Origin of the sequence: Paraburkholderia terrae (genome assembly GCF_002902925.1) — a bacterium.
In the GTDB taxonomy this organism is placed as follows: Bacteria; Pseudomonadota; Gammaproteobacteria; order Burkholderiales; family Burkholderiaceae; genus Paraburkholderia; species Paraburkholderia terrae.
Genome location: NZ_CP026113.1, coordinates 2,167,543 through 2,193,832, shown reverse-complemented (window position 1 = coordinate 2,193,832; position 26,290 = coordinate 2,167,543). Strand labels below are relative to the sequence as shown.

General features: G+C 60.4%; 26 protein-coding genes and 1 pseudogene. 13 read left to right on the top strand and 14 right to left on the bottom strand.

What is annotated here, in order from left to right:
- Positions 1-64 precede the first annotated feature (64 nt).
- The 4 genes from C2L65_RS39595 to C2L65_RS39580 are packed head-to-tail and all read left to right on the top strand — an operon-like array spanning position 65 to position 3,211.
- The gene (locus C2L65_RS39595) at positions 65-976 is read left to right on the top strand and encodes an amino acid ABC transporter substrate-binding protein (RefSeq protein ID WP_052426804.1); all 912 of its coding nucleotides are present in this window, start codon (positions 65-67) and stop codon (positions 974-976) included.
- 30 nt (positions 977-1,006) lie between these two features.
- Positions 1,007-1,762, top strand: a complete 756-nt coding sequence (locus C2L65_RS39590) for an amino acid ABC transporter permease (RefSeq protein ID WP_042305249.1) — start codon at positions 1,007-1,009, stop codon at positions 1,760-1,762.
- A gap of 12 nt (positions 1,763-1,774) precedes the next feature.
- Complete coding sequence (locus C2L65_RS39585) at positions 1,775-2,446, top strand: amino acid ABC transporter permease (protein ID WP_042305248.1); 672 nt, start codon at positions 1,775-1,777, stop codon at positions 2,444-2,446.
- Positions 2,447-2,473: 27 nt separating this feature from the next.
- The gene (locus C2L65_RS39580; RefSeq protein WP_042305358.1) at positions 2,474-3,211 is read left to right on the top strand and encodes an amino acid ABC transporter ATP-binding protein; all 738 of its coding nucleotides are present in this window, start codon (positions 2,474-2,476) and stop codon (positions 3,209-3,211) included.
- A gap of 67 nt (positions 3,212-3,278) precedes the next feature.
- Here the strand turns inward: C2L65_RS39580 and C2L65_RS39575 are convergent, their stop codons facing one another.
- Entirely contained in the window at positions 3,279-4,154 is an 876-nt protein-coding gene (locus C2L65_RS39575; RefSeq protein ID WP_042305247.1) for a patatin-like phospholipase family protein, read from the bottom strand.
- A gap of 717 nt (positions 4,155-4,871) precedes the next feature.
- Between C2L65_RS39575 and C2L65_RS45890 the strand changes: the two genes are divergently transcribed.
- From C2L65_RS45890 to C2L65_RS39535, 7 genes are all read left to right on the top strand, one after another.
- A complete protein-coding gene (locus tag C2L65_RS45890; protein ID WP_156132249.1) occupies positions 4,872-5,084 on the top strand; it encodes a hypothetical protein in 213 nt (70 codons plus the stop codon).
- A 1,518-nt stretch (positions 5,085-6,602) separates the two neighbouring features.
- On the top strand, positions 6,603-7,475 hold the full coding sequence (locus C2L65_RS39560) for an ABC transporter substrate-binding protein (protein ID WP_042305244.1): 873 nt from the start codon (positions 6,603-6,605) through the stop codon (positions 7,473-7,475).
- Between the two features lie 86 nt (positions 7,476-7,561).
- Positions 7,562-9,079 (top strand): amino acid ABC transporter permease/ATP-binding protein, encoded by a 1,518-nt coding sequence (locus tag C2L65_RS47185; RefSeq protein ID WP_042305243.1) that lies wholly within the window; start codon positions 7,562-7,564, stop codon positions 9,077-9,079.
- Positions 9,080-9,087: 8 nt separating this feature from the next.
- Positions 9,088-9,771, top strand: coding sequence for a GntR family transcriptional regulator (locus C2L65_RS39550; protein ID WP_208647222.1), 684 nt, complete (start codon positions 9,088-9,090; stop codon positions 9,769-9,771).
- A gap of 77 nt (positions 9,772-9,848) precedes the next feature.
- Positions 9,849-10,688 carry an urea carboxylase-associated family protein gene (locus C2L65_RS39545; protein ID WP_042305241.1) on the top strand — a complete coding sequence of 280 codons (840 nt, stop codon included), beginning with the start codon at positions 9,849-9,851 and terminating at the stop codon, positions 10,686-10,688.
- A gap of 112 nt (positions 10,689-10,800) precedes the next feature.
- Complete coding sequence (locus tag C2L65_RS39540) at positions 10,801-11,358, top strand: carboxymuconolactone decarboxylase family protein (protein ID WP_042305240.1); 558 nt, start codon at positions 10,801-10,803, stop codon at positions 11,356-11,358.
- Positions 11,359-11,396: 38 nt separating this feature from the next.
- Positions 11,397-12,242, top strand: coding sequence for a helix-turn-helix domain-containing protein (locus tag C2L65_RS39535; protein WP_042305239.1), 846 nt, complete (start codon positions 11,397-11,399; stop codon positions 12,240-12,242).
- Between the two features lie 15 nt (positions 12,243-12,257).
- On the opposite strand, the gene C2L65_RS39530 is transcribed toward C2L65_RS39535, so the two are convergent.
- From C2L65_RS39530 to C2L65_RS39515, 4 genes are all read right to left on the bottom strand, one after another.
- Positions 12,258-13,019, bottom strand: coding sequence for an SDR family oxidoreductase (locus C2L65_RS39530; protein ID WP_042305238.1), 762 nt, complete (start codon positions 13,017-13,019; stop codon positions 12,258-12,260).
- A gap of 84 nt (positions 13,020-13,103) precedes the next feature.
- Positions 13,104-13,985: an NmrA family NAD(P)-binding protein gene (locus C2L65_RS39525; RefSeq protein ID WP_042305237.1), complete on the bottom strand. Its 882-nt coding sequence runs from the start codon at positions 13,983-13,985 to the stop codon at positions 13,104-13,106.
- A gap of 127 nt (positions 13,986-14,112) precedes the next feature.
- Positions 14,113-14,685 carry a TetR/AcrR family transcriptional regulator gene (locus C2L65_RS39520; protein ID WP_042305236.1) on the bottom strand — a complete coding sequence of 191 codons (573 nt, stop codon included), beginning with the start codon at positions 14,683-14,685 and terminating at the stop codon, positions 14,113-14,115.
- An 86-nt stretch (positions 14,686-14,771) separates the two neighbouring features.
- Positions 14,772-15,413, bottom strand: a complete 642-nt coding sequence (locus C2L65_RS39515) for an HD domain-containing protein (protein WP_042305235.1) — start codon at positions 15,411-15,413, stop codon at positions 14,772-14,774.
- A gap of 118 nt (positions 15,414-15,531) precedes the next feature.
- Here C2L65_RS39515 and C2L65_RS39510 point away from each other — a divergent pair, with 118 nt between their 5' ends.
- On the top strand, positions 15,532-16,551 hold the full coding sequence (locus C2L65_RS39510) for a GlxA family transcriptional regulator (protein WP_042305357.1): 1,020 nt from the start codon (positions 15,532-15,534) through the stop codon (positions 16,549-16,551).
- Positions 16,552-16,601: 50 nt separating this feature from the next.
- On the opposite strand, the gene C2L65_RS39505 is transcribed toward C2L65_RS39510, so the two are convergent.
- From C2L65_RS39505 to C2L65_RS39500, 3 genes are all read right to left on the bottom strand, one after another.
- The gene (locus C2L65_RS39505) at positions 16,602-16,895 is read right to left on the bottom strand and encodes a hypothetical protein (RefSeq protein ID WP_007736881.1); all 294 of its coding nucleotides are present in this window, start codon (positions 16,893-16,895) and stop codon (positions 16,602-16,604) included.
- Between the two features lie 102 nt (positions 16,896-16,997).
- The gene (locus C2L65_RS45885; RefSeq protein WP_156132248.1) at positions 16,998-17,174 is read right to left on the bottom strand and encodes a hypothetical protein; all 177 of its coding nucleotides are present in this window, start codon (positions 17,172-17,174) and stop codon (positions 16,998-17,000) included.
- Positions 17,175-17,221: 47 nt separating this feature from the next.
- Complete coding sequence (locus tag C2L65_RS39500) at positions 17,222-17,902, bottom strand: glycoside hydrolase family 19 protein (RefSeq protein ID WP_042305234.1); 681 nt, start codon at positions 17,900-17,902, stop codon at positions 17,222-17,224.
- 368 nt (positions 17,903-18,270) lie between these two features.
- Here C2L65_RS39500 and C2L65_RS39495 point away from each other — a divergent pair, with 368 nt between their 5' ends.
- The gene (locus C2L65_RS39495) at positions 18,271-19,632 is read left to right on the top strand and encodes a hypothetical protein (protein ID WP_042305233.1); all 1,362 of its coding nucleotides are present in this window, start codon (positions 18,271-18,273) and stop codon (positions 19,630-19,632) included.
- Between the two features lie 311 nt (positions 19,633-19,943).
- Here C2L65_RS39495 and C2L65_RS39485 read toward each other — a convergent pair whose 3' ends face one another.
- From C2L65_RS39485 to C2L65_RS39460, 6 genes and pseudogenes are all read right to left on the bottom strand, one after another.
- A complete protein-coding gene (locus C2L65_RS39485) occupies positions 19,944-21,092 on the bottom strand; it encodes a PLL family lectin (protein WP_063769777.1) in 1,149 nt (382 codons plus the stop codon).
- Positions 21,093-21,659: 567 nt separating this feature from the next.
- Positions 21,660-21,806: pseudogene (locus tag C2L65_RS46820) on the bottom strand (4-carboxy-4-hydroxy-2-oxoadipate aldolase/oxaloacetate decarboxylase); the annotation flags it as partial.
- Positions 21,807-21,834: 28 nt separating this feature from the next.
- The gene (locus tag C2L65_RS39475) at positions 21,835-22,881 is read right to left on the bottom strand and encodes a porin (protein ID WP_042305231.1); all 1,047 of its coding nucleotides are present in this window, start codon (positions 22,879-22,881) and stop codon (positions 21,835-21,837) included.
- A 185-nt stretch (positions 22,882-23,066) separates the two neighbouring features.
- Complete coding sequence (gene dctA, locus C2L65_RS39470; RefSeq protein ID WP_042305230.1) at positions 23,067-24,422, bottom strand: C4-dicarboxylate transporter DctA; 1,356 nt, start codon at positions 24,420-24,422, stop codon at positions 23,067-23,069.
- Between the two features lie 67 nt (positions 24,423-24,489).
- Positions 24,490-25,404: a substrate-binding domain-containing protein gene (locus tag C2L65_RS39465; protein ID WP_042305229.1), complete on the bottom strand. Its 915-nt coding sequence runs from the start codon at positions 25,402-25,404 to the stop codon at positions 24,490-24,492.
- Positions 25,405-25,433: 29 nt separating this feature from the next.
- Positions 25,434-26,285, bottom strand: a complete 852-nt coding sequence (locus tag C2L65_RS39460) for an amidohydrolase family protein (RefSeq protein ID WP_042305228.1) — start codon at positions 26,283-26,285, stop codon at positions 25,434-25,436.
- Between the last annotated feature and the right edge of the window lie 5 nt (positions 26,286-26,290).

The window sequence follows — 26,290 nt, the reverse complement described above, 5'->3', positions numbered from 1 at the left end:
TTGCGCATCCGAGCATGTGTCCACAAACTGCAATTCGCGGACTCGCAAGAATCGGAGGATGACGATGAAAACATGGATGCTTGTCGCAATGGCCTGCTGCTTAACGACCCAGATGACGACCCAGATCGCCGCAGCGGAAGAATCCACGCTCGCGAAAATCAAGGCGTCGCAGTCGATCACGCTGGGTGTGCGGGACAGTTCGATTCCGCTGTCGTACACGGGCAGCGACGGCCAGCCCATCGGCTTTCAGATGGACATCTGCAAACAGATTGTCTCCGCCATTCAAACGCAGCTGGGCTTGCCTAAGCTCGATGTGAAGTATCAGACCGTCAATTCGCAGAATCGTGTCGTGCTCGTGCAGAACGGTACGGTGGATCTCGAATGCGGTTCGACGACGAACAACCAGGCGCGTGCGCGGGACGTCGCGTTCTCGGTCACGACCTATATCGAAGAAGATCGCATGGCCGTAAGGGCGGATTCAGGCATTCGTAACCTGCGCGACCTGTCCGGCAGAACGGTGGTGGCGACGACGGGAACGACTGCGATCCAGCACCTGCGTCAGCATGAACGCGCGGCGGGCCTGAACTGGACGGACCTCTACGGCAAGGATCACGCCGATAGCTTCCTGATGCTTGAATCGGGTCGCGCCGATGCGTGGGTGCTCGATCAGGGCGTGCTGCGCGCGACCATCGCGATCTCGCGCAACCCGGCCGCTTACACGGTCACGGGCGAGCCGTTCAACACGGAACCGATTGCCATCATGTTCCGCAAGGACGATCCCGACTTCAAGAAGGTCGTTGACGGCACGATCCGAAAGATGGACGCCAGCGGCGAGATGAAAACGCTGTGGAGCAAATGGTTTGTTCAGCCGATTCCCCCACGCGGAATCCGGATGAACATGGAGCCGCCCGAGGCGCTGGTCAAGCTGTGGGCGCAGCCAAACGATCTGCCGATGGAAAGCTACGCGGCGCGGTAATGAAATGGTGTCGACACAGGGAGAGAGGAGATGGCGCTGGACTGGAGCGTGTTCTGCAAGGAAACGACGACGGGCGATGTGATCGCAGACTGCTTCGGCAGCCGTGGCGACCAGACCTATCTGAACTGGATTCTTTCGGCATGGAGCTGGACGTTGACGGTCTCGCTCGGCGCGCTGCTGGTCGCGTTGATCGTCGGCGTGGCTGTGGGAACGTTGCGCACGTTGCCGGACAGACCGTGGCTTGCGTCACTTGGCGCGGCGTGGGTTGAGCTTTTCCGCGACATTCCGTTGCTCGTTCAGATCTTTCTTTGGTACTTCGTCATTCCCGATGCCTTTCCGCTGCTCAAGAAGTGCTCGCCCGCGTTGCTCGTCATCGTTGCGATCGGCTTGTTCACGTCGGCGCGCATCGCGGAGCAGGTGCGCGCTGGCATCCGCTCGCTTTCGCGCGGTCAGCGTCATGCGGCGCTCGCGCTTGGGCTGACCACAGCGCAAACCTATCGCCATGTGCTTTTGCCGATCGCCTTGCGCATCATCATTCCGCCGCTCACGTCGGAGGCGATGAACGTCGTGAAGAATTCGTCTGTCGCCTTTGCCGTCTCTATCACCGAGTTGACGTTCTTCGCCCGACAGGCGGGAGAGGAAACCGCCGCACCCATTCAGATGTATCTCGCGGCCACTGTATTGTATGGATTGACGGCCTTCGGCGTGAACCGCCTGATGCATGTCATCGAGCGCAGGGCGCGGATTCCTGGGTTCGGGTCGGCTGGCGCCGCCGCCGTTCATTGAGGAGTCGAAGCGATGCCAGGCACTCTCGACCTCGATTTCTTCCGCTGGGATGTCGTCGCGCCATTCGTCGCGAAAGGTCTGGGCTACAGCGTGTGGCTGACCATCGTCGCGACGCTCGGCGGAATCTGCTTCGGTACGGTGCTGGCACTTGTGCGGTTGCTCGGCAAACCGGCTCTCGAACGGCCGGTCGCCATTTACGTCAACATCATGCGCTCCGTTCCGCTGGTCATGGTGCTGCTGTGGTTCTTCCTCATCATTCCGTTCGTGACGGGCAGACCCGTCGGCGCGGAAATGTCGGCGATCGTGACGTTCGTCGCCTTCGAAGCGGCGTACTTCTCTGAGATCGTCCGCGCGGGGATTCAGGCTATTGCACGAGGGCAGTTCAATGCGGGCTTTGCGCTCGGGATGACGTACGGGCAAAACATGCGATTCGTCGTGCTGCCGCAGGCGTTCCGCAACATGCTGCCGGTGTTTCTGACGCAAGTCGTCATCCTGTTTCAGGACACCTCGCTCGTCTATGCCATCGGCGCGTACGACCTGCTAAAGGGATTCGAAACCGCTGGAAAGAATGTCGGCCGGCCGGTGGAAGCTTACCTGCTTGCCGCAGTCGTGTACTTCCTCGTCTGCATGGCGTTGTCCACGGCTGTGCGACTCGTGCAGACGCGAGTTCAGATTATTCGTTGAAGGATATCCATGAGCCAGATGAAGCCCATGATCGAAATGCGCGATGTCTCGAAGTGGTACGGCACGGTCCAGGTGCTGGACAGATGCTCCTTGTCGATCGCGATGGGCGAAGTTGTTGTCGTATGCGGGCCTTCGGGGTCAGGCAAATCGACGCTGATCAAGACCATCAATGCGCTCGAAGCAATCCAGAAAGGTACTATTCATATTGATGGCACGCACGTCAATTCGCCACGCACGGACCTGCCGAAGCTGCGTAGCCGTGTCGGTATGGTCTTTCAGCATTTCGAGCTGTTCCCGCATCTGAGCGTCACCGACAACCTCACGCTCGCGCAGACGAAGGTGCTCGGACGCAGCTTCGACGAGGCACGAACACGTGGCCTCAAAATGCTCGCTCGCGTCGGCCTCCTGGCCCACAAGGACAAATATCCGGGCACGTTGTCGGGCGGGCAGCAACAGCGCGTTGCGATTGCTCGTGCGTTATCGATGGATCCCGTTGTCATGTTGTTCGACGAACCTACATCAGCGCTCGATCCGGAAATGGTCGGCGAGGTGCTTGACGTGATGACCGCGCTCGCAGACGACGGCATGACCATGATGTGTGTGACGCATGAGATGGGATTTGCTTCACGCGTCGGTAGTCGCATCGTCTTCATGGATGTCGGCGGGCGCATTCTCGAAGACTGCACGCGCGACGAGTTCTTCGGCAATCCGACGGCCCGGCAGCCGCGTACAAAGGATTTTCTGAGCAAGATCATTCAGCACTAGCCGCGGAGAACTCGTACAGGCAGAGCCAAAATTCGCGTGATCGGCTCGTCTCCGCTCACTTGTGCTGTCAATGCGCGGCGTGGGCATGCTCGCGTAGCTCACCAGGAATCAACGCGCGCTCCAGGCCTCCATCACTGAGCCACGCATGCGTCTTCTGCGCGGCCCGTTCGATCAGTTGGGCGCACTGCGTATAGTCGTAGGGCGAAACATCGAGTGGACACAACGGTGGAACGACATAGATCTGCGCACGTGTCGAATAGAACTCCAGGTCGCGCACGAGCTGACGTGCGATGACGAGCGTCAGTGCATGCAGGGCCTGCGCGATCGCGCTACGCGGCGGCGCACGCAACGTGCATGCGAAGCCAGCCGGCAGTACGATGATGCGCGTTGCACCGAGCGCGACCGCCACCGAGATCGGTGTGTTGTTGGCAACGCCGCCATCGACGAGATCCACGCCATCGATACGCACCGGCGGAAACACGCCGGGTATCGCCGCGCTCGCCTGCACGGCGTTCACCACAGGACCGGTTGAAAGAACGATTTCGTCGCCGCTAAGCATATCGGTCGCGACGATGTGAAGCGGCAAGGTCGCCTGCTCGATTCGTTCGTACGACAAATGCGTCTCCAGCAGCCGGCGCAATGCGTTCGCCTCGACGAGGTGCGCACGGCTGCGCAGAATCATCGCGAGCAGCCCAAGCATGGAAAGCGGCATGATGTCCTGCCGCCGGATCTTGCACCAGAGCGCTTCGAGCCTTGCGACCCCATCGCCGTCCGGTCGTCCGGCGAAATACGCTGCGTTGATCGCACCCGCGGAGGCGCCCACGAGGCAGCCCGGATGCTCACCGCGTTTGAGCAATTCGCGCAGCATGCCAACCTCGATCGCACCGAGGCTACCACCGCCAGCGAACACGAATGCGGTCAAACCCGTAGGGTGGGAGTTCATGGCTCTTTCGAAACGTCTGCCCGCGGCTCGACGTCATTCGCCGCTGCCAGTCGCGGCCGTACCAGCATGCCGAGGTAAGCGCGTACAAACACGCGTATAACGCATTCAGCGCAAGCCTCAAAGAACTCGTGCCGCGATGGCTTTGTCCTTTGATTAGATTCAGCAGTTCTGTATGCATGGTATGCCCCTTTCAAAGTATTCGCCAAACGTCGCCAAGATCAGACGTGATGCCGCGGTCTTTTTGGGGAAGTGAAGCTCTATGTCACATGCTGGACGGCTTCTGCCGGCAATCCGAAACTGTCGGCCCCTGGAAGCCGCGATTGAAGGACCGGGATCCAGTGGCCGAATCGGGTCCGCTTTATGCAGTTCGTATTCCTGCCGCGACGAGCGATCGACTGAGGTCTGCGTCTTTCGAGGACTCGTCTCATATGGCCGCAAGGTATATAAAACTGCCCCCGCGAAGGAGGGCGGAGACAGCAGGCGACCCGTTGCTAACCCTCTGATCCGTGAGAAGCGGGCGCCCACCGACCTCGCCGAAGGGGCACAATCGACGTGTAGATCGTGACACGCGAAAGCGGCCACTCGACGGTGTCAATGTCCATGTTAGAACTCCGCACGTGTACGCCGATGCGTGCGTCGACACCCGACTTGGTGACGTATGTCGTGCAGATCTGGATCGGTTCGTTTTGATCGAGCCTCGCAGCAAGGAGAGCAACCATGAAGAGCATTTTGATGGGCGTTTTAGCGGGCCTCTCATTCGGGTGCCTTGCCGCGCCGAATTGCAACGACGTCAAGACCAATTGCATCGACAATTACAATCGGGACATCGGTGCGTGTGGAAATTACGGCGACAGACGGGCAGAACTTTGCAAGGCGGACGCACAAAATCGATATCTGTCATGCGTTCAGGCTGGTGGCTGCGGGGGCTAAGGGCGGCTTGTTCATTGCGGCCGTGGCGGGGAAAACCACACTACGCCTCAAGATCCGCGCCGCGAACCGCACACTGACGGCACATTCTAATGCTGTCGAAACAGGTTCTTGTTCACGGTGAGCGAAAGAGCCGCTGCGGCTTCAGTGTGTGATTCAGCTTGTGCCGACGGCGGAACGAGTTGCGCGACAGGTGCGGCCGGTACGCCACCTGCAGCCTCTCGTATCACCGTTGTCGTCGTCGCGCTCTTTACGGGAGGCCGCACAGTTGCCGGCTCATGCGTCGCTTGTTCGACATGCGCAATGTTCTGGTCACACGACCCAAGCGCGCCGCAGGCCGTTCTCGCAGTTTGCGGGCTAGTCCGTCGCTCCTTCGATATGGTCGGCGCAGCGCGGGCTTGTGTCGTGGTCGCACTTGAATCCTGAGCGGTCGTTTTCGGGGCCGCGCGCACGGCAGCGGCGGTTGCGCTTGCAACGTTCCGCTTGCTGGTGGGAGTGCTGGGCGCAGGTGCAGCGGTCGCCGCCGCTGCCGTTACGGGTGGCTTGGGCGGAGGTTCATGGGTGACGGTAACGCTCGCGTTTGCCGCATCGCTGGCAGCCGTGTGGGGTATCGCGGTGTCGTGTACAGCAACCGGAACGGGTGGCGTGTCGATCGGCGCGCGCGCGGCCTGTGCCACATCCAAAGCAGGTTGACCCGGCGACGCCGAACTATCGCGCTTCGCCGGGTGCGGTTTGTCCACGTTGGCGAAGTGCCCCATACGGCTTTGCACGGCTTCCCGCTGAGTCAACGTAACGTAAGTGCCGAACGCGATCACGAAGCCGAACAGGACGGTCGCCACGCCGGCGCTCAGACTCCAGTCGGGCGCGCCGCCTTCCTTGGCGACGGGGAGTTGTTTCGGCCGGGACTGCACTCGCATGATCACCAGCGGGCGAGTGACATCGGGTGTCCGTTTGGAGCGGCGCAAAGGTTTGCTGGGCACGTCGGGCGCATGATGAGCCTCAGGCGCAGCGGGGCTGGACGAAGTCGGTTCATCGAGCGGCTGCGCGGAGCCATCTTGTGCTGGCTCATCGCCTGGCGCCACGTCGCATGGCTCGTCCGGCGTCGCTAGACGCTTGCGAATGATGCCCATCTTCGGTCTCCCCATACCGTCGGCAAGTCACGCATTGTGCGTTCTTCTCATTGGCAACCAGGTGATCGACGCCACCTCGGCGCGTTGCGCGATGCCGCCCGTTCTATAGCCGTATGTGGCGGCGCGCTGACTGGGTCATTGTTCAGCATTGAGGCGGGCTCGTATGTTAGTCGCTGCACAAACATAGGGTTCGCCGGACATCCCGGCGAAACGTCAGGCGACAGTGCCCGGTGTCCTACTTCTCTCGAAACCTTCGCCGTTCCCTTCCTTTCCGGTCGAACCCACCTACGTTTTCATCGCGACGAAAAAACGCTTGCATTTCATTTATTGTTCAACAATAGTTTGTACATTGTTGAACAATGTAACCGACCACCCGACGAGCGAGACCCTCATGAAAGCCCACATTTTTCCGAAGTCGGCCCTCAAGGGCCTGTCGCACACGATGAAGATCGCCGCCGCGATCGTGCCCCTGTGCGTGGCGACTCACGCCAGCGTTGCCGCCGCGGCCGGGACCGTCGCACCCGAGAGTCTGCAAATTGGCGCAGACCTCACGTATCCGCCTTACGACTATCTGGACAACGGGACGCCCGCCGGCTTCGATCCCGCGTTCATGGGCAAACTCGCCACGCATCTGAAGCTCAAGCCGTCGTTCGTCGACACGCGCTTCGCGAATCTGATTCTTGGCGTCAACGCCAACCGGTTCGACGTGATTGCGTCTGCGCTGTACGTGACGCCCGAGCGCGCCAAGCAGATCGACTTTCTGCCTTACCTGAAGACGGGCGGCTCGCTGCTCGCGCTCAGCGGCGCGGGTTTCGCGCCTAAGACACCGGAAGATCTGTGCGGCAAGCGGGTCAGTTCGATCAAGGGCGCGTCGTGGATTCCGAAGCTCGCCGATGTATCGGGCAAGGTGTGCGTCCCGGCGGGGCGCGGCGCCATCGATGTGCGCGAGTTCGAGACCTCGCCGGAAGCGGCGCAAGCCGTGCTGTCGCATGCCGTCGATGCGCAGTTCGAAGATTCGGCTGTCGCGCAGATCACGGCGAACCGGCTTGGCGGTCGCGTGGCGATTACGTCGACGGTGCCGCTCTACCCGGTGGTGATCGGCCTTGGCGTGAAGAAGGGCAATGACGCGCTGCTGTCGCAGTTGAAGACTGCATTGGCGTCGATGAAGTCGTCGGGCGAATACGCGGCGCTGCTCAAGCAATACAACGTCGCCGAACCGACGGGCGGCGACATCGCCCTCGCGCTGGGAAGCGCGCAGAAGTAACGCCGCGTTTTTCCATTGTCTGGCGGGCCTGACGGCTCGCATCGCCACGCGCGCTTCGCATCGCAGCGCGCGGGAAGGGGAGTCGCATGTTGTTCGATTGGCATTACGCGGCGTCGCTACTCGTCGACGCGGCATTCTGGAAAGCTGCGTGGCTCGTCGTCGAACTGAGCGTGGCGACATGGTTGATCGGCATCGTCGCGGGATTCATGCTTGCGCTTGGCAAGCAATCCACGCTCTTGCCGTTGCGCGTCGCGTGTGGTGCTTATATCTGGCTGTTCCGAAGCTTGCCGCTGCTGGTGCTGCTGATCTTCGTCTATAACCTGCCACAAGTGTTGCCGTGGTCGGGCGGCGTGCTGTCCGATCCGTTCTGGGCGGGACTGATCGCATTGTCGATCAGCGAAACCGCGTATATCGCCGAGATTCATCGCGGCGGTCTGCTCGCGCTCAACAAGGGACAACTCGAAGCGGGCAGAGCGCTCGGCATCGGATTTGTCGGGCTGCAACGCCTGATCGTGCTGCCGCAGGCATTCCGGGTTGCGCTGCCGTCGCTGATCAACGAGTACATCACGATCGTCAAGCTGACGTCGCTGGTGTCGGTGATTTCTCTTGCTGAAATACTGCTGGTTGGCGAGCGTCTCTATACGCAGAACTTCAAGGTGCTGGAGACCATGCTCGCGGTGTCGTTCTATTACGTGCTGATCGTCACGGTGTTCGGCCATCTGCTGAAGATGCTCGAAAAGCGCCTCGACGTCACGCGCCGCAAGCATGCCGTGATGATCGACGTCACGGTGCTACCGGTCGATGCATCGAATGCCGCTGCGAAACCCGCCGACTCCCGGGCCACCGGACGCGCACTCGAAGCGGTCGGCATTCGCAAGCGCTATGGCCAGCACGAAGTGCTCAAGGGCATTGATCTGACGGTGAAGGCCGGCGAGGTCGTGTCGATCATCGGACCGTCGGGCTCGGGCAAGACATCGCTGATCCGTACGCTAAACGGCCTCGAAACACTCGATGACGGCGAAGTGCGCCTGCACGGACGCGCGTTCCTGCAGTCCACGCTGCTCGGTCATCACAAGGCGCGACACGGCGACTACATGCGCGGTATTCTTGACATCGGCATGGTGTTTCAAAGTTTCAATCTGTTTCCGCACAAGACCGTACTACAAAACGTGACGCTCGCGCCGCGTTATCACAACCGTCTGAAGGGCAGCGCGCTCGAAGAATCCGGCATGCGGATTCTGGCGAAAGTCGGCATGGCGGGGCATGCGCACAAGTATCCGCATCAGTTGTCGGGTGGACAGCAGCAACGCGTGGCGATTGCACGCGCGCTGGCAATGCAGCCATCAATCGTACTGTTCGATGAACCGACTTCCGCACTCGACCCGGAACTCGTGCAGGAAGTACTGAAAGTCATCGAGCAGCTTGCGCGCGACGGGATGACGATGATCATCGTCACGCACGAAATCAAATTCGCGTTCCGCATCTCGGACCGGGTGATATTCATGGAAGGCGGTACGATACTCAGCGATGGTCCTCCACTGGAACTCGCGAAACAGAAAACCTCGCGCATCGCCAGTTTTCTTAAAGACGTTCATATCGCCTGAGCTTACGAATGACAACAGTACGTACGTCCGTTAAATCTGCGCCCGCACCGTCAGCTGCGGAGGCCGATCAGTCAGTGACGGACCGCATCCTGACAACGATCCGCGACGACATCATCGAGGGCAAGCTGTTGCCCGGCACGGCGCTCGTCGAGAACGATCTGACGCAATTGCACGACGTGTCGCGCAATACGCTGCGCGAAGCACTGCGGCTGCTGTGCCGCGAAGGGCTTGCAGTGCATTACCGGCACCGTGGCGTGATCGTGCGCACGCTCACGCGCCACGACGTGCGCGATATCTACCGCGTGCGGCGCACGCTCGAATTGCAGGCGCTGGTGCGCGAAGAGCCCATCGAAGAAGCCGATCTCGCGTTGATGCGTGAAGCGATCCGTTGCGCGCAAGAGGCCCTCGAACGCGAAGACTGGCGCGCCGTCGGCACGTATAGCCTGCTGTTTCACCGACATATCGTGCGCTTGCTGCACAGCGCGTTGTTCGACGCATTCTTCACGACGATTCTCGCGCAACTGCGGCTGGTGTTTGGGTCCGCACCGGACGAAAAGCGCTTCCAGAAGCCGTGGGTTGCGAAAGACCAGCGCATATTCGCGCTGATCGAGCGCGGCCATCTCGACAAGGCGCAAGCAGCGCTCGCCGACTATCTGACGGAGTCCGAGCACGCAATGCTCGACTATTTGTGACGTATCTCGCGGCTGGGCGTATCGAACGGCGCCACGAGAGCATGGACACGCCGGCCGCCTCATCAAGGAGCGATCTCATGTTGAACTACCCTGCCGCCTACCAAACGACCAAGGGCTCCGCGCTCGACGTCGACAAGGCATTCTATCGACGCATTGCTGCAGAGCACGATGGCCGCGAGTTGATCGAATCGATCGTGATTCCGATTCGATCAGGACAGGCGTGGACCGTGCCCGCCGGGCATGTCTTCCGTATCGTGACGATCGAAGGGCCACAGGTGGCGGATCTCAACATGTGGAACCTGCACAATCCGCGCGAACGGATGTGGGCGTCGCGCACGCGTCAGTTGCAGGCCGCGCACGTCAGCACGTTAGACCGTCTCTGGTCGACACTTCCGTTTCTGCGTCCGATGGTGACGATTACCGACGACAGTCTCGCCAGTTACGGCATCGACGAGCACGGCGGTCGCGTACACGATCTGCTCGGCACGCGCTGTGACCCGTACGTGAACCGCATGCTGACGGGTGAAGACTTTCACTTTCATTGCCATTCGAATCTCACGCGCGCGGTTGCGCCGTATGGTCTGACCGAGTACGACGTACACGACGTGCTCAACGTTTTTCAATGCACAGGTCTGAATCTCGACGACAAGTACTTCATGAAGGCATGTCCGGCAAAGAAGGGCGATTATCTGGAGTTCTTCGCGGAGATCGATCTGCTTTGCGCGCTGTCGACCTGTCCCGGCGGCGATCTTTCTCTGCCGATGTGGGGACCGGACGCGCGCGATCCGCTAGAGGTGTGCCGGCCGCTCGGCGTCGAAATCTATCGGCTTGCGCCAGATCTGCTCGAAGGGTGGTCGACGCCGGCAGTGGCCGCGTACAAGGGGCAGCACGGACTGACGCTGGGCGGACAGGGTTAATCGGCCGCGCGGTGATTACATGCGATGTAATTGGCGCGCTGAACCGTGGCGTCTACTCTTTGGCTGTCGCGTCACCAATCGATCCGGTGGCGCTCACAGCCAAGGAGCTACCATGTCCCGCTATCCCGTTCACACGCTCGAATCCGCTCCGCTGCAATCGAAGCCCGTGCTTCAGCAACTGCAACAGGCGTTCGGCGCGATCCCGAACGTTGCCGCAAAGATGGCCGCGTCGCCGGTGCTGATCAACGGTTTCATCGGGCTGTTCGAGCGAGTGCATGCGAGCAGTCTGACCGAGCCGCAGATTCAAACGTTGCTGCTGACCAATGCAGTGACAAACGCCAGCGAATGGCCAGTTGCCTTTCATACGGCGCTCGCATTGAAGCAAGGCGTATCGTCCGCCGATGTCGATGCGATCCGGCGCGGTGCGTCGCCTGCGGACCCTCAACTCGCGGCGCTTTCCAAAGCGGCGCGCACGTTGATCGAACAGCGCGGGCGGCTTTCCGACGCGGACCAGCAGCGATTTTTCGATGCCGGATTCAGCGCCGAACAACTACTCGAAGTCATCGCGGTGGTTGCCGCTTCGACCATCACGAACTACACGAGTAGCGTGACGCAGCCGGGACTCGAAGCGCCGTTCGAAGAATTTGTCTGGCGTGCAGGCATCGTGTGAGTCCGTTATAGTGACCCGCTTCGATCGGAGGAAATCCGATGAATGTCAGCAGCCGCGATTCAAAAACGCCGTCGGGCGAACTCGGCAACTTGCTCCGTTACTGGCGTGACGTGCGCGGGGTGAGTCAGCTCGATCTGTCGCTCGAAGCGGGTATTTCGCAGCGTCAGATCAGCTTTATTGAAAGCGGGCGCAGTGTGCCGGGCCGGGAGACGCTGCTGACTCTCGCGCAGGCGCTCGACGTGCCGTTGCGCGAGCGCAATGCGCTGCTGCTCGCCGCTGGTTACGCGCCGGTGTATTCGGAGGCACCGTGGAATGCGCAGGAAATGCATGGTGTCGTTCGCGCACTGGAGCGGGTCGTTCGCCAGCACGAACCGTTTCCCGCCATCGTGATGGGCCGGCATTGGAACGTCCTGATGACCAATGACGCCGCGCCGCGCTTTTTCAACTGCTTCATCGACATGGCCGCGCGCAAAGGCCCGCGCAACATGCTGCATCTGATGTTCGATCCGCAGGGAATGCGCCCATTCGTAGACGAATGGGACAGCGTTGCGCGAAGCCTGCTGCAGCGGGTACACCGGGAATCGGTGGGCCGTGTAATAGACGACGGCACCGCGCGTCTGCTCGATGAACTGCTTGCCTATCCAGATGTACCACGCGACTGGAAGACGGGACATGCGTCCTGGGCTGCACCCGCCATGCCCGTCATTCCAATCGGGTTCGTCAACGGTGGAGAGGTGCTTCGTTACTTTTCGATGGTCACGAGCGTTGGCGCGCCGCAAAGCATCGCGGCGCAGGAGCTACGTCTCGAATGCATGTTTCCCGTCGATGACGCAACGGAAGCACGTCATCATCAACTGCTCGAAGCGAATGCAACGTTTCGATGACCACCGCGCCAGACGTCAGGGCATAGGCAGAGGCTCATCAATCAACATCTGATTGAAGTAGTCGACGATGCCATGCTCGTTCAGTCCTGCGCTATTTCGTAACTGTTGGGCCGACTCGACGACGACTTCTGTGGTCGCGTGTTCCAGCAGAGCAAATGCTTCTGCAATGAAAGGCTCCAGTTGCATTGCGCGTGGGTCCCCGCTCTTGTAGACGAGATCGGTATCCACCCACGGCGGCACGATCTCCAGAACACGGACGGAGGTATCGCGCAACGCGAAACGCTGGGACAGCGAGTACGAGTGAATGGCAGCCTTCGTTGCCGAGTACAGCGCTGACATCGCCATCGGAACGTAAGCGACAACCGAACTGTTGTTGATGACGAACGCTTCCGGCTGCTTCTTCAGATGCTCGATGAACGCGCCGCTGATACGCACAGGGCCCAACAGATTGGTGTTGATGAGATGCACGGCTTGCGAATCGTCGAGCGGCCCCGTCACATCGTCGAACGGCATGATGCCGGCGTTGTTGATGACCACATTCAGCGATGGATACGTTTTAATCAGGTGCTCGGCCACGCTTGCGATTTGCGCTGGGTTGGTCACGTCGATCTCGACGGAGTCCATGCCGGGATTGACCTTCGTCACTTCATCCAGCAGCGCTTTCCGGCGCCCACCGATAATGACCTTGTTGCCCTTCTTGTGAAATGCTTCGGCGAGTCCGCGGCCAATGCCCGAGGTCGCTCCCGTAATGAAGATAGTGTTGCCGCTGAGTTTCATTGCATGTACTCCTTGGTTGGGTCGCGTGAGGAAGGGCGTTTGGGCAGAACGCGGTTCGACAACGCGAGCCGCATTCATCACGGATTACTGCTCGAAAACCTGGCGATGCGCTTTGACGAAGTCACTGACGGTTTGAGGTGCCTGCCCCGTGATCTTGCCGATCACGCCGTCCTCGCCCGAGAAAATGCCGTTCTGGTAATCGATGGCGATCGCGAGAAAGTGCTGGATCATGAACTCCGGCAGGTTGTATTTCTCGAGATGCTCACGGTACTGTTCGATCGTCGACGGGCTGTAGCTGATCTTGCGACCCAGAACCTTGCCGATTTCATCGGCGATTTCCTGCTGGTTCATCTCAACCGGTCCAAGCAGCGGATAGGTCTTGCCGATGTGCGCAGACGGGTTCGTGAGCACGGCCGCGATCAGTCGAGCCTGATCCTCGCCGGAAATCGGCGCGTGACGTCCGTTGCCATACGGCAGCGTGATCTTGCCATCCTGCACGATCTGATCGCGCACCCACGGGAAGACGAGCCATTCGGAGAAGAACGTCGGGCGAATATGCACGGTGGGAACGCCTGACCAGTCGATCACGCGTTCTGCAATCCAGTGATCGCGTGCGGCGTGACTCTGCGAATCTTCCCGCGCGGAAATCTGCGACATCTCCACGACAACTTCGACACCTGCGCGGCGCGCCGCGTCCGCGAAATACGCGGTGGCCTGGATAAAGCCCGGACGCACGGGATAGCACAGATAGGCACCCGTTACGCCTACCATGGCGCGGATCACGTCGTCGTGTTCGAGAAGATCGCCAACGACGATTTCAGCGCCCTGACTACGCAGTGCTTCGCTGCGCTCGTCTTCGCTGTGTACGAAGGCGCGAACGGCATGTCCGGCGTTCAGAAGATGACGAATGGTGTGGACACCCGTTTTGCCGGTGGCGCCAGTAATGAGGTATTTGCGTTGCTTCATGATGAACTCTCCAATCTAACGGTTTGAACACTCGCCAAGAGTGCAGGGGATGCTTCGAAATTTTTGAAGTGCATATGCACATTTTTACGCGTGTACTTACGACTCCGTTCCAACGACTCGGTATCGCTTACATTGCTTCGAGGTGTTGCCTGACGTCCTGCAGGATCGCTGCTGCTGCGTCAGGGTCGTCTGTGATTCGGGCCATCGTGATCGCGCCGATCATCGCCGACAGTGCGAAGACGGCCTCTGATCTTGCCGCCTCGCGCCGCCGCCGTCCGTTCCGCTTTGCCAACACGTCGACGAGTTCATCAAATCCGCGCGAAGCGACTGCGCGAGTCTGTTCGTCCGCACGCGCCAGTTCGCTGCCCATCGCGGCAAGAGGACAGCCGTCCGCAGGCGCGTCCCGATGCGACGACGACACATACGCGTCAACGATGGCCTTGAACCCTTTTTTTCCTTCGCATCCACTCGCCGCTGCTTCGAGTCTTCCGATGATCGCTGTCAGTCCCGACTCGCATGCTTCCGCGACCAGTTGATCTTTGGAATCGAAATGCCGGTAAAAGCCGCCATGCGAAAGTCCCGCCTCGGACATCAGATCGGCAAGTCCGGTTGCCTGAATGCCGTTGGTCCTGAATTCCCGGCTGGCGACTTCGACGATCCGCCGACGTGTATCGGCCGTTTCTTCCCTGGACTTCCGCATGGTTTTCTGCGCTCCGTGATTCGATGTTTTGGATGATAGTCATCATCTAAATGCGAGTCAACGAATCTTTGCTGCAACACTGCGTTTCAGCTTTCGAACGGCGCGTGTTCGAGCAGGTCGCATACGTTCGCGCAGTCGAAACCATGTACGTGCCGATGTCCGATATCGACCAGACCGGTGCCCAACGCCGTGTGGGGCTTCTTCCTGACAACTTCCGCCAGCGCTTCGGCAAAGGCCGCCTTGAAGCCGGCGCGTGGATAGAGCGCCAGCACATCGTCGACGAGCGACGGCGTGATTTCGTCCAGCCGCAGTCCAAAGACGTCCACGTGAGCGCCCATGTAGACCAGGGCGATTTCTGGCTGCTTGCGGTCGGCGATGCCGGCGCTCGAATGAAGCGCGATCGCGTCCCACACGAGTTCCGCTTTTTGTTCCGGGTAGCCGTTCGCGGTCAGGAACAGGTTCGCGGCATCGGCGCCGTCGACTTCGAAGCGCTGATCGGCGGCAAATGCGTCTGTGAGGCCTAGGTCGTGAAGCAGGGAAGCAAGGTAGACGACTTCTCGGTCGTATTTCAAACCGCGCGTTCTGCCGAGGAATTCGGCGAACCACCACGTTCGATGCACGTGGTTCAGCAGCGCTTTTGAATGAACGCGTTCGACGAGCGAGTTTGCCTGACGGGTGAAGTCGGAATCGGGAGCGCTGATTCCTCCGATGGTAACGATTGTGCTCATACAGCCTCCAGTATCGAGTTTGACCATCGAGTGTATAAACACGTCACGTGTCACATATGACTGTTTTTGGACGATTTATGCCAAAATGAAAAACGACGTGTTTTCACAGGAGCAGTCGATGAGGAAAGCATCCGGTCCGATATCGGGTACGACGCGAAAGCGCGTTGTGATTCTCGGTTTGCCGCCCGTCGACGCGCTCGACGTAATCGGTCCTGCAGAAGTGTTCGCCTCCGCAAATCAGCTGCACGCTGGCGCTCCGGCTCCTTATTCACTCGAACTGGTGTGCGCGGGTTCGGACGTCCATCTGGAAAGCGAAACAGGTATCGGACTCAAGGGCCACCGAACGCTCGAAACAGAGCGTCGGTCAAACAGGCCAATCGATACATTGATCGTGACGACTGGCTTCCATTCGATCGACCGGTTCGACAAGTCAGCCATAGACTGGCTCCGGAAGCGTTCGAACACAGCGCGTCGCGTGTGCTCGATCTGCGTCGGCGCGTTTGCGCTGGCGGAAGCGGGGCTGCTGGACGGCCGCAGGGCAACGACGCATTGGCGGATGACGCAGCACCTTGCCGAGCGATATCCCGGCGTGCAGGTCGACCCCGTGCCTATCTGGGTGAAAGATGGCAACTTGTATACGTCGGCTGGGGTATCGGCGGGAATCGATCTTGCACTGGCTCTTGTCGGTGAAGACCTGGGCAATGACGCTGCTTTGGAGATCGCCAAAAACCTGGTCCTGTTTCTGCGACGTCCAGGTGGCCAGGCGCAATTTAGCGTCGCCCTTCAATCGCAGCGCGTGTCGGGCTCAAGCATCGACGATTTGTGCCTCTGGATTAGCGAGCATCTGCATACGGATCTGACAACCGACATGCTGGCGGACAAGGCGTCGACGAGCGTGAGAACCCTGATTCGCATGTTTCAGCGTGAATTGAAGACGACGCCCGCGAAATATGTCGAAGATGTACGGCTCGAAGCCGTTCGCCGCGCACTCGAACTCGGCGAGCGGTCGATGGAAGAGATAGCGCGCCGGTGCGGCTATGGCAGCGGCGACGTGCTAAGAAAAGCGTTCACGCGGCGAATGGGTGTGAGTCCACGAGAGTACGCGCGACGCTTCGCGCCGGATAGCGAACTGCCCTGAAGATGTGCCGCCGTCTCGTATCACCGACGGCGGCACCTGCAGCGTTGCTTTTACTGGATCAGCAAACGAAGCGGCGCAAGCGGCCCGACTGGTAGCAGATCGAAACTCATGAGACCTTCGGCGGTGAGCGGCAACGCGTCCACTGCCGCCTTTGCGTGCTCGACCGATTCCACGTTCATGAGAAAGATGACGCCCGGCGTCGCCGGATCGTCACGGAACCAGAATTGCTCGATGGTGCCGTCGAGGTAGAGCTTGAGCGTGTCGGGGACTTCCTTCGGCATGATGCGCTGCCGCTGTTCCGGCGTGAACGCCTGACGGATCGAACCAATGGCGAAAACCTTCATGAAGACTTCTCCGGTGACTGTTTATGTTGAGGTGCAACGGAGATGAGTCTAGTGACGGAGCGGTTCCGGCGGTACTGTCGCAAACGACAACTTTAGAGTCGTTTACGCCATGCGTGTGCGGCCATGGATTTCCGTTGCGGAACGCTCACGCAACCGGTTGTAGCGGCGCGCCATTAGCACGAGATCGAGATCAGGTTCGCGCGGCGTGTGTCGCAATCCGCGACGCAACGCGAATATCAAAAGGTGGGCAAGCTCGTCAGCGGCGGCGAATTCACTCATGCCTGCACGTCAGCATGATCATGAAGCCCGCCGCCGTCATCAAGGCATCACGCGACGGCCGGGCCGCCCGCTCCGGCAGCATGCGATACGTGGAGCGCGTTGCTCGCGAGTTGGAATGCTGCCTGACGGTCCGTGTCGCCCGCGTGCGCCGGATTGATCTGGGACGTGATCGCGTTGAAGCTGTTCGCGTCGGCGAGTTCGTTGCAGCCGTGCGATTGCCAGTACCACGCGGACACCAGCGCGGTGGTGGCGGGGTCGTTGCGCACGAGGTCCGGATTGCCGACGAGATCGGCGCCGATCGCCTGGCCCGCGCGGGCGAAGTTGTCCTTGAACGTCAACTGCATCAGGCCCGAGCCGCGATACCTCCAGCCGTCGCCCGTCGCGGCTGGGCCGTTGCCGAAGCGGCCGCCGTAGACAAGGTTGGCGATCTGCTGCTGGCGCTGGGGTGGCACGCGCGCCTCGCCGGGTTGACGCCCGAGGCTCGCGCATTGCGCGGACGTCAGCGAGCGGAATGTCGACTGCAGGCCTGCTACCGAGTAATTGAAGTTTTCCGACACGGGTGGAGGCGGAAAGCGGCCGCTTTCAAACGCGACTTCCGCCAGAAACGCAGCCTGGCGCACGGGCGTGTTGATCTGGAAGCGGTCCATCGCGGCTTGCACTGCGTTGAGCCACAGCGCGGCACTCGCCTGGGTGCTGCCCGTCGCAGCCATGAACGTGGTTTGGTCCATGTGGTACTCCATATCGTGAGACATCGAATCATGGTTACGCCGCACGCATGGCGCGAATGCGAACGGATGCGACAAGGCCGATGGAGTGATGAGGCTGTTTTAATTAAGAGGCCGATGAAGAGCAGGATCGGGCGGGGCGTCGGTGCGATACATGGATTGCATCTCTGACCATTCCGCGCGCGAGGCGGGTCTTGTTTAGGGTTTTAGCAGGTATTTTCCAGCGCGCCAGTGGGGCAGGGCATCGAATGTGGTCTTCGACACATTCACTCGCATCTGACCGCTAGCGAGGCATCGCTCATTGCCTGCGCATGTGCCAGGATGAAATGTTGCATCGCTGAGTAACGAGCAAACCGTTGGAGAGCCACACCATGTCCACCACCTCCACCACCCTGCCGGTATCGGGCACCTACCGCAAACCCACTCCTCTCACCGAAAGCCACCTCACCGGCCCGCGTCGCGCGATCATGCTGACCGTGGGCCTCATCGCGATCAACCTCGCGGGCGCGGCATTCATCCATTACGCCGTGAAGGCCGAGGACGCATCGCTCGAACTCGCCGTTATGCTCGCGGCGTTCACGACGATCATGGTCGGCACGCCGCTCATCGTCTTTCTGAGCCTTATCTGGTTCACGCGCTATCGTGAGTTTCAAAACAGCCTGAAGGGCAGCGCACTATCGGCGTATCTGCAACGCTTCTGGTCGCAGCGGCTCATCTACGCGCTAGAGGACGCCGGCGCGCTACCGTGCTCGCCGCCGGCGCCGCGTCCTGCGGCGGGACATTGGCAGCGCGCGGCTGACGAGCGGCTCGACATCTGCGAGCGCCTGTTCGCACGCGTCTATCATGAGCAATACGGCCTCGTGCCGTTCGTGCCCGCCGTGTTCATCCTGCTCGCCGTCGTCTACGCGGCGGCGGGGCTCGTCGGCACGAGCTTTTTCGATGTGAGGCCATGCGCGATGAGCGAATCGTCCGGCTGCATCTATGGCATCAGCCAGCGCGTGCTGATGGCGTCGTTCGCGGGCTCGTTCATGTTCGTCGTGAGCGATTCCGTACTCTCCATCCGCCGCAAGTCGCTCAACGTCGCCGACGTCTACTGGTACGCGCTGCGCCTTTTTCTCGCGATTCCACTCGCGCTCGTCATCAACAATGCGACGCAGTCCGACGGCGCACGCGCGGCAATGGCCTTCGCGCTCGGTACCTTTCCAGTGGATGCGCTGCTCAAACTGATCCGCCGCTTCGGCTTTCCGCAACTCACCGAAGCGGACAAGACGGAGAACGCGCCAGACAGGCTCATCACGCTCGAAGGAGTGACGTTGCCGATCGTCGCGACCTTCGAGGCCGAAGGCATCAACTCCGTCGAGCAGGTGGCGGCCGTCGACCCCGTACTGCTGTCGATCCGCACGGGCATGCCGTTTCGCTACATGCTGCGCCTCGGCTCGCAGGCGATCGTGCGGCGCCATTTCGGCGATGCGGCGGCGAAGCTGGTTCCCGTCGGTCTTGCGGACGTCGTGCCCATCTATCTGCTGGTGAAGGCGCTGGATTCGACGGCGTCGAAAGATCTGCCGTGCGTCGCGCATCCCGACATCGTGCTGAAAGATGCCGCGCAACGGCTCTTTCCGGATATCGCCGACGACCAGCGCATGGCCGTGATCGACATGAAGTTCCGCCAGATTGCCGCGGAGGAATATACGCTGATGCTCGCGCGCATCACGCCACTTGACCCGTCGCTCTGATTGCGTGTCGTCGGCGTTTCACGGTGCCTGCTGCGCAGGGAAGTACGCTGGCACGCGGTCGCTGCGAGTGTCGGTGAGGGCGGGCGCCGCGAGTGTTTCATCGAATGGCTGGCGGTCCGCTGACGAGTGTCTCGAGGCTCGATGAAAGCACGCGTCGAGTCGGGGAGCTGATTTCCTTGTGTCTTGCTGTCGGCGAGGGGCGTCGTCGGCAGCCTGCTGTCATTGTCTTCTTTGGGTTTGATGACAGTGACGAAAAAGCGTCGCTGAAAATATTCATGTTGTGACGTCAAAGTTGAAGTAATCAGGATTTCTTAGCGGATGTTGAATACGCCACCCAAAGCCTCCCAGTCCCTCGGTGAGGGCAACCATGCGCCGTTCCATGCTTTATGGAACATCTGGTTGTCAGTGCCGAGACCGAAAATATCAAGGCGGTTGCGGCCCCATGAGACGGCTGCCGGCGCGCTGTTGAACCTGCCTCCCAGAGGCTCCCAGTCCTGCGGCGAGGGGGACCATGCACCGGCCCAGGCTTTGTGGAACATCTGGTTGTCAGTACCGAGACCGAAAATATCGAGGCGATTAGGACCCCACGAGACGACCGCTGGCGGGCTGTTGAACCGGCCTCCCAAAGGCTCCCAGTCCTTCGGTGAAGGCGACCAGGCACCGTCCCAGGCTTTGTGGAACATCTGGTGGTCGGTGCCGAGACCGAAAATATCGAGGCGGTTGGGACCCCACGAAACGACAGCAGGCGGGCTGGCGAACACGCCACCCAAAGGCTCCCAGTCCGTTGGCGAAGGGGACCAGGCACCGTCCCAGGCTTTGTGAAACATCTGGTTGTCGGTGCCGAGACCGAAAATGTCGAGACGGCCGGACCCCCAGGAAACGACAGCGGGCCGGCTGTTGAACTTGCCGCCCAAAGGCTCCCAGTCCGTTGGCGAAGGGGACCAGGCACCGTCCCAGGCTTTGTGAAACATCTGGTTGTCGGTGCCGAGGCCAAAAATGTCGAGTCGGTTGGGACCCCAGGATACGGCCGCAGGCGGACTGTGGAACCTGCCACCCAAAGGCTCCCAGTCCTTCGGAGAGGGAGACCATGCGCCGGCCCAGGCTTTGTGGAACATCTGGTTGTCGGTGCCGAGGCCGAAGATATCGAGTCGGTTGGGGCCCCAGGATACGGCCGCTGGCGAGCTGTTGAACCTGCCACCCAAAGGCTCCCAGTCCTTCGGGGAGGGAGACCATGCACGGGCCCACGCCTTGTGGAACATCTGGTCGTCGGTACCGAGTCCGAAAATGTCGAGACGATTCGGTCCCCATGAGACGCTAGAGACCGCAATTCTTGACCGGGTACCCTGCGCGGCGAGAGGCTCAGAGCGCCCCAGTGCCGCCATGCCGCCCAGACCGAGCAGAGACGCCTTGCCGATCGTTTCAAGAACGAGCCGCCGCATGGTGTCAATTGCAACTTGCATGAGACCTCCCCTTCAGCAGAAGCGGGTAGTGAATGAATCTCCCCCGCTAAAAGCAGCGAGAAGCAACCAGTCAACGTTCAACGAAAAACCGAATCTGAGTTTCACGATTGTCGCTGTGACCGTGAGGGATTTTTTTGTTTTTCATGAGTCATGCCCGTGTAGTCGTTCACTATTGGTAGATGCGCACGCGGCTCCAGATGCCGCTTGTCAGCGCATCTTCAATTGGCTTCGTTACCATAACGCCTCATCGAGAGCCGTTATCCACTACAACAAACGTAGTCTCGGATCTTCACCGAATCAAGGCAAATGTTAGCATTGCAAATCATGAAAAAATGCGACGTTCTATTTCGGTATCAGGCCAATCACGTACGCGCTTCAATGCCTTGAATTTCGTAGATGTTTCAATAGCATTTTTCTTGCAACACGCTAGAAAATATCTGGCGTTTTATACGTGTCAATCACGAAAGGGAGCGGAAGATCAACTATCCGGATCGACGCGGCACGGCTATTAGCCATATACGGAGTGGACCGTGAACCCGCTAGCCGGCCGCCCGACCATCAGTCGATCTACTGCAAGCCGAGTTTCTCCAGTGGCTTTCGCATCCGATACATATCGAGACCCAACACGCCCGATGCGAACCGCTCGCGCTTTTGCGCTTCGTTCGATTCGCGGGCGCTGGCTGTCTTAAGCGTTTCGAGCGCCTTCGCGGCCGGCGCGGCCGCGTGTGTGCGTCCGCCCGTTCTAGAACAGATGGTCGATACCGACTGTGACGGCTGTCTGGCTCGACGCGCCGGCCGGATTCAGCGTGCTCACAACGGCATGCCGGTAAGACGTATAGTCGCCCTCCGCGTAGAGCGTGGTGCGCTTGGACAGCAGATAACCGAGCGAAAGCACGGACATCCCGCGACGCCCCGATTTGTCCGTCGAGACATTAGTCTGGTAGTACGCGCCGCGAAACACGAGGTACGGCGTCACGGTCCATGCAATGCCGCCAAAGCCGTTGTTGGTGACCATATGCGGCGCGCCCTGGTTCTGCTGGTCCTCGGACATGAAGCCGCCTGAAAAACGTACCGGGCCGAGTTGATAGCTGGCGCCGACCATGTAGTAGCTGTCGCCGACGTAGGTCTTGCCGGCCAGCACGTTGCGATGGCCGTACAGGCCGCCAATCCCTATCGGTCCCGTCGTATAGTTGAGGCCGACCGCGCGCGCCGCGCCGCTGCTGAAGTCGCCCGCGACGCCGCCAAATGAATTGTCCGCTTCGACGAGCAGCGGGCCGAACGTGTTCTTGTACTTCACGTCGTTGTTGTTGCGGGTGCCATCGGATGCGACGGTCAACGGAATGATCGGCGTGAAATGAAAGCCGTACGGATCGTAAAAGCTGATGATGTCATGCGCGATCGTGTATTGGCGGCCGAGATCGAGCGAGCCGTATTGCTTGTGACCGATGCCGACGAATGACTGCCGGTTGAATATCAAGCCCGTCGTGTTGTCGAACTGCCCGTTACCCAGATTGAAGCCGCTTTCGAGCAGGAAGTGCGCGTTCCATCCGCCGCCGAGATCTTCTCTAGCGCGGAAGTCGAGCTTGTTCGAGCTGTAGTAGCCGTTCGAATTCATCGTCGTTACCGACCCGCCGCCGGCGGCCGCGTTGGTCTGATGCCGCACGCCGCCGTCTACCGTGCCGAAGAGTTGCACGCTCGATTGCGCATGCGCGGACGTGGCCGCGAGAAGCCCAATTGCCGTCGATACGCCCAGTCCCAGTCCAATGCGGTTCGTCCACTTTCTTTTCACACCTGTCTCCTGTTTTTTGATGTCTTGTCGACGCTGACGGGCGGCCTAACTTCTCCGCGTCCGTCATGCGATGCCCCGCTACTGCTATACGATTCGTATGACTAAATATTGTGTATGGTTTGCGGGAGTCATTTTTTGTATGGGCAGGCAGTGCCGGATTCCGTCACCACCTACCATCGGCCAGATCAACTCCCAGCCGAACTGCCGCCGGACTGTTTCAACGCGCCGATCGACGTGTCCATCGGTTTGAATCCCGTCTTGAGTTCATTGCGCAGGGCAGTGCGGTTGAGCGCCTTCTCCCAGTTGGCGACCACGATCGTTGCGACGCTATTGCCGACGATGTTCGTGAACACGAACGCACTCGACAGTGCTTTGTGAATGCCGAGAATCAGCGCAATCGATTCCACAGGGATGGTATTCGACGCGGCCAGCGTAGCGGCAAGCACGGCAATCGCAGCACCGGACACACCTGCCGCGCCCTTCGACGTCAGCAGCAGCACTGCGAGCAGCACCAGCTGGTCGTGCCACGTCATTGGCGTGTTGGTTGCCTGTGCTAGAAACACAGCGGCAGCGGCGAAATAGAGGCATGTGCCGTCGTGATTGAACGTGTACGCGGTCGGCAAGACGAGGCCGACAACAGACTTTTCGCAACCGAGCCGTTCAAGTTTGTCGATCAGTTGCGGAAACACGGTCTCCGACGAACTCGTGCCGATCACGAGCAACAGTTCGGCGCCGATGTAGCGCATCAGTCGCAACAGGCTGAAGCCGTTCACCTTCGCGATCGGCCAGAGAATCAGCACGATGAAAAGCGCGCAGGTCAGATAGAACTCCAGAATCAGCTTGCCGAGCGAGATCAGCGTGCCGAAGCCGAACTTGCTCACCGTGAAGGCGATCGCGCCAAACGCGGCGAGCGGGGCGACCTTCATCGTCAGGCCGATGATCCAGAACAGCGCGCTCGACACCGAATCGATCAGATCCATCGCCGGACGGGCGCGCTCTCCAATCGCTGCGAGACCGAACGCGAACAGCACGGAGAAGAACAGCACCTGCAACACGTCGCCGCCCGCAAACGCGCTGATTGCCGTATGAGGGATCACGTTCAGCAGGAACTCGCTCGTCGTGACGACGTGATGTGCTTTCGCGACATACGCATCGACAGCCGACGAATGGATGCTGCTCATGTCCACATTCATGCCGACGCCGGGCTTCAGCACGTTGATGACGACCAGTCCGATCACGAGTGCGAGCGACGTCACCACCTCGAAGTAGAACAACGCCTTGATAGCGACGCGGCCCACTTTCTTGAAGTCCCGCACACCGGCAATGCCGCTGCAAACGGTGCAGAAAATGATGGGCCCTATCAGCATCTGGATGACGCGGATAAACGCGTCGCCGACGGGCTGCAGGTTGATGCCGAACTTCGGAAACCAGTAGCCGACGGCAACGCCGAGCGCCATGCCGGCGAGAACCTGGAAAGACAGATCGCGATAGAACGGCTGGCGTCCCCGGGGTTTGGATGCGGCCTTGCCGGGCAAGCTCATGATGTCTCCTTCTGAAACGGCGGCGAATTTGAATTCGCTTGGACTGGTTGGAGCGGTGTCTGTCGAACTAGCGGGCGGCGTCGCCGAGCACGTCGAGACAGTCTGCAAAAATTTCGTCGACACTCATCTTGCGCGGCAACAGTTGCTGGCGCTCGCAGAACGAAAGCGTCTCTTCGAGCGGTCCGCGCAGCGCATCGATGCCAAACAGCAGCGGATCGGGTTTGCTCGCGTCCCGACCATTCGCCACCGACTCTTTGCCTCGCCGCAACAGGTCGTAGACGGCCCGTACCGCGTCCGGATGCTGATCGACCAGTTCCTTCCTGACCACGACGACATGATTGATCGGCACATATCGATGCAAGCTGTACCACGCGCGATCGGCGGCTGCTGCGTCGGCGATCAGCGGCGCAAGCCCGGGTTCGTCCGGCAGATCGTTGCCGAGGATCGCGGCGTCGAGTTCGCCTGCGCGCAGCATCGGCAAGAGTTGCTGGCCCGGTTGCGCGCGGCGCGCGAAGGACGGCTCGTGGTATTCGTCCAGATGCGCGCCTTCAAACGTCACCCAATCGATCTTGTCGATGGGCACGCCATAGGTTTGCGCGAGGATGGCCCGCACCCACATGCCCGTGGTCTGCGAGTAAGCGCGTACGCCGATTCGCTTGCCTGCCAGATCGTCGACACTCAGTTGCCCGCGTTGCGCATTATAAATAATGCACTTTTGCTGGAAGCGCGCCGCGACCACGGCGGGCAGCAGCACGACGGGCTTGTTGTACGCCTTCGCCTGCAGATAGGTGACGATTGCCAGTTCGCTGACGTCGAATGCCTGTTGGCGCGCCATCGGCGCGAACGCGCGATGGATGGGTTCGATATCCTCGAACACCAGTTCGACGGCGGGATCCGTCAGTTCGCCGGATTTCAGCGCACGCGTATGCGGATAGGTCTTCAGCGCGGTCTTCAGGCGCAGCGGTTTCGTTACGATGCTCACGTGTTTCTCCGTGTCGTCGGGTGCGGCGCTCAGCGGGCGAGCACGGGATAGAGCGCGCGTGCTGTATCGCCGAAAATCGCGTTGCGTGCGTCGGCGGGCAGTGTCGACAGACTGTCGCGCGCATCGGCAAGCAACTGCGGCAGCGTGCCTTCGGCGGCGGGGAAGTTGGAGCCCCATGCGATGCGCTTCGCGCCGAATGCCTCGAGCACGCGCGGGAAGAACTCGGCGGGTGTCGATGCGCCGCGCGAAGCCTCGGCAATCGTGCGATTGGTCAGCTTCAGATACACGCCCTGATGCGACGCAAGGCTGAAGAGCGGTGCGGCCGCTTCGTAGGGCGGGCCGCCTGCCAGTTCCGGGCGCGCGAGGTGGTCGAGCAGCACACGGATGCCGGGGAAGCGCGACAGCATGTTCAGCAACGCGGGAATGCCTTGCGCCGTCATCTGCAGACAGATCGATACGTCGTGCTTCTGCGCATAGTCCCAGACGGGAAACGAACGCTCGTCGTCCAGCCAGCCCGCCTGGCCAGGCATCGTGCTGCCCGTCGTGAACAGACGCAGGCCGCTCAGCCCGGCGTCGAGCCAGCGCTGCATCTGCGAGACGGCGTCGGCGGCCAGCACGTCGATCGAGAACACGCCTGCGAAGCGGTCAGGGTGGCTGCGCACCGCCTCGACCACATAACTATTGTCGTTGCCGTATACCGTCGATGCCTGCACGACGACCGCGCGGCCGATGCCGGCTTCATCCATGGCGGCGAGCAAGCCTTCAAAGCTGACGGGCCGCTTTGCCGACCATTCCGATTGATGGCCGCCGACGGGCGCGAGCGGATATCGCGCTTTATCCGGGGAAATTGCGTGGGTGTGAGTGTCGACAACGACAGACATGAACT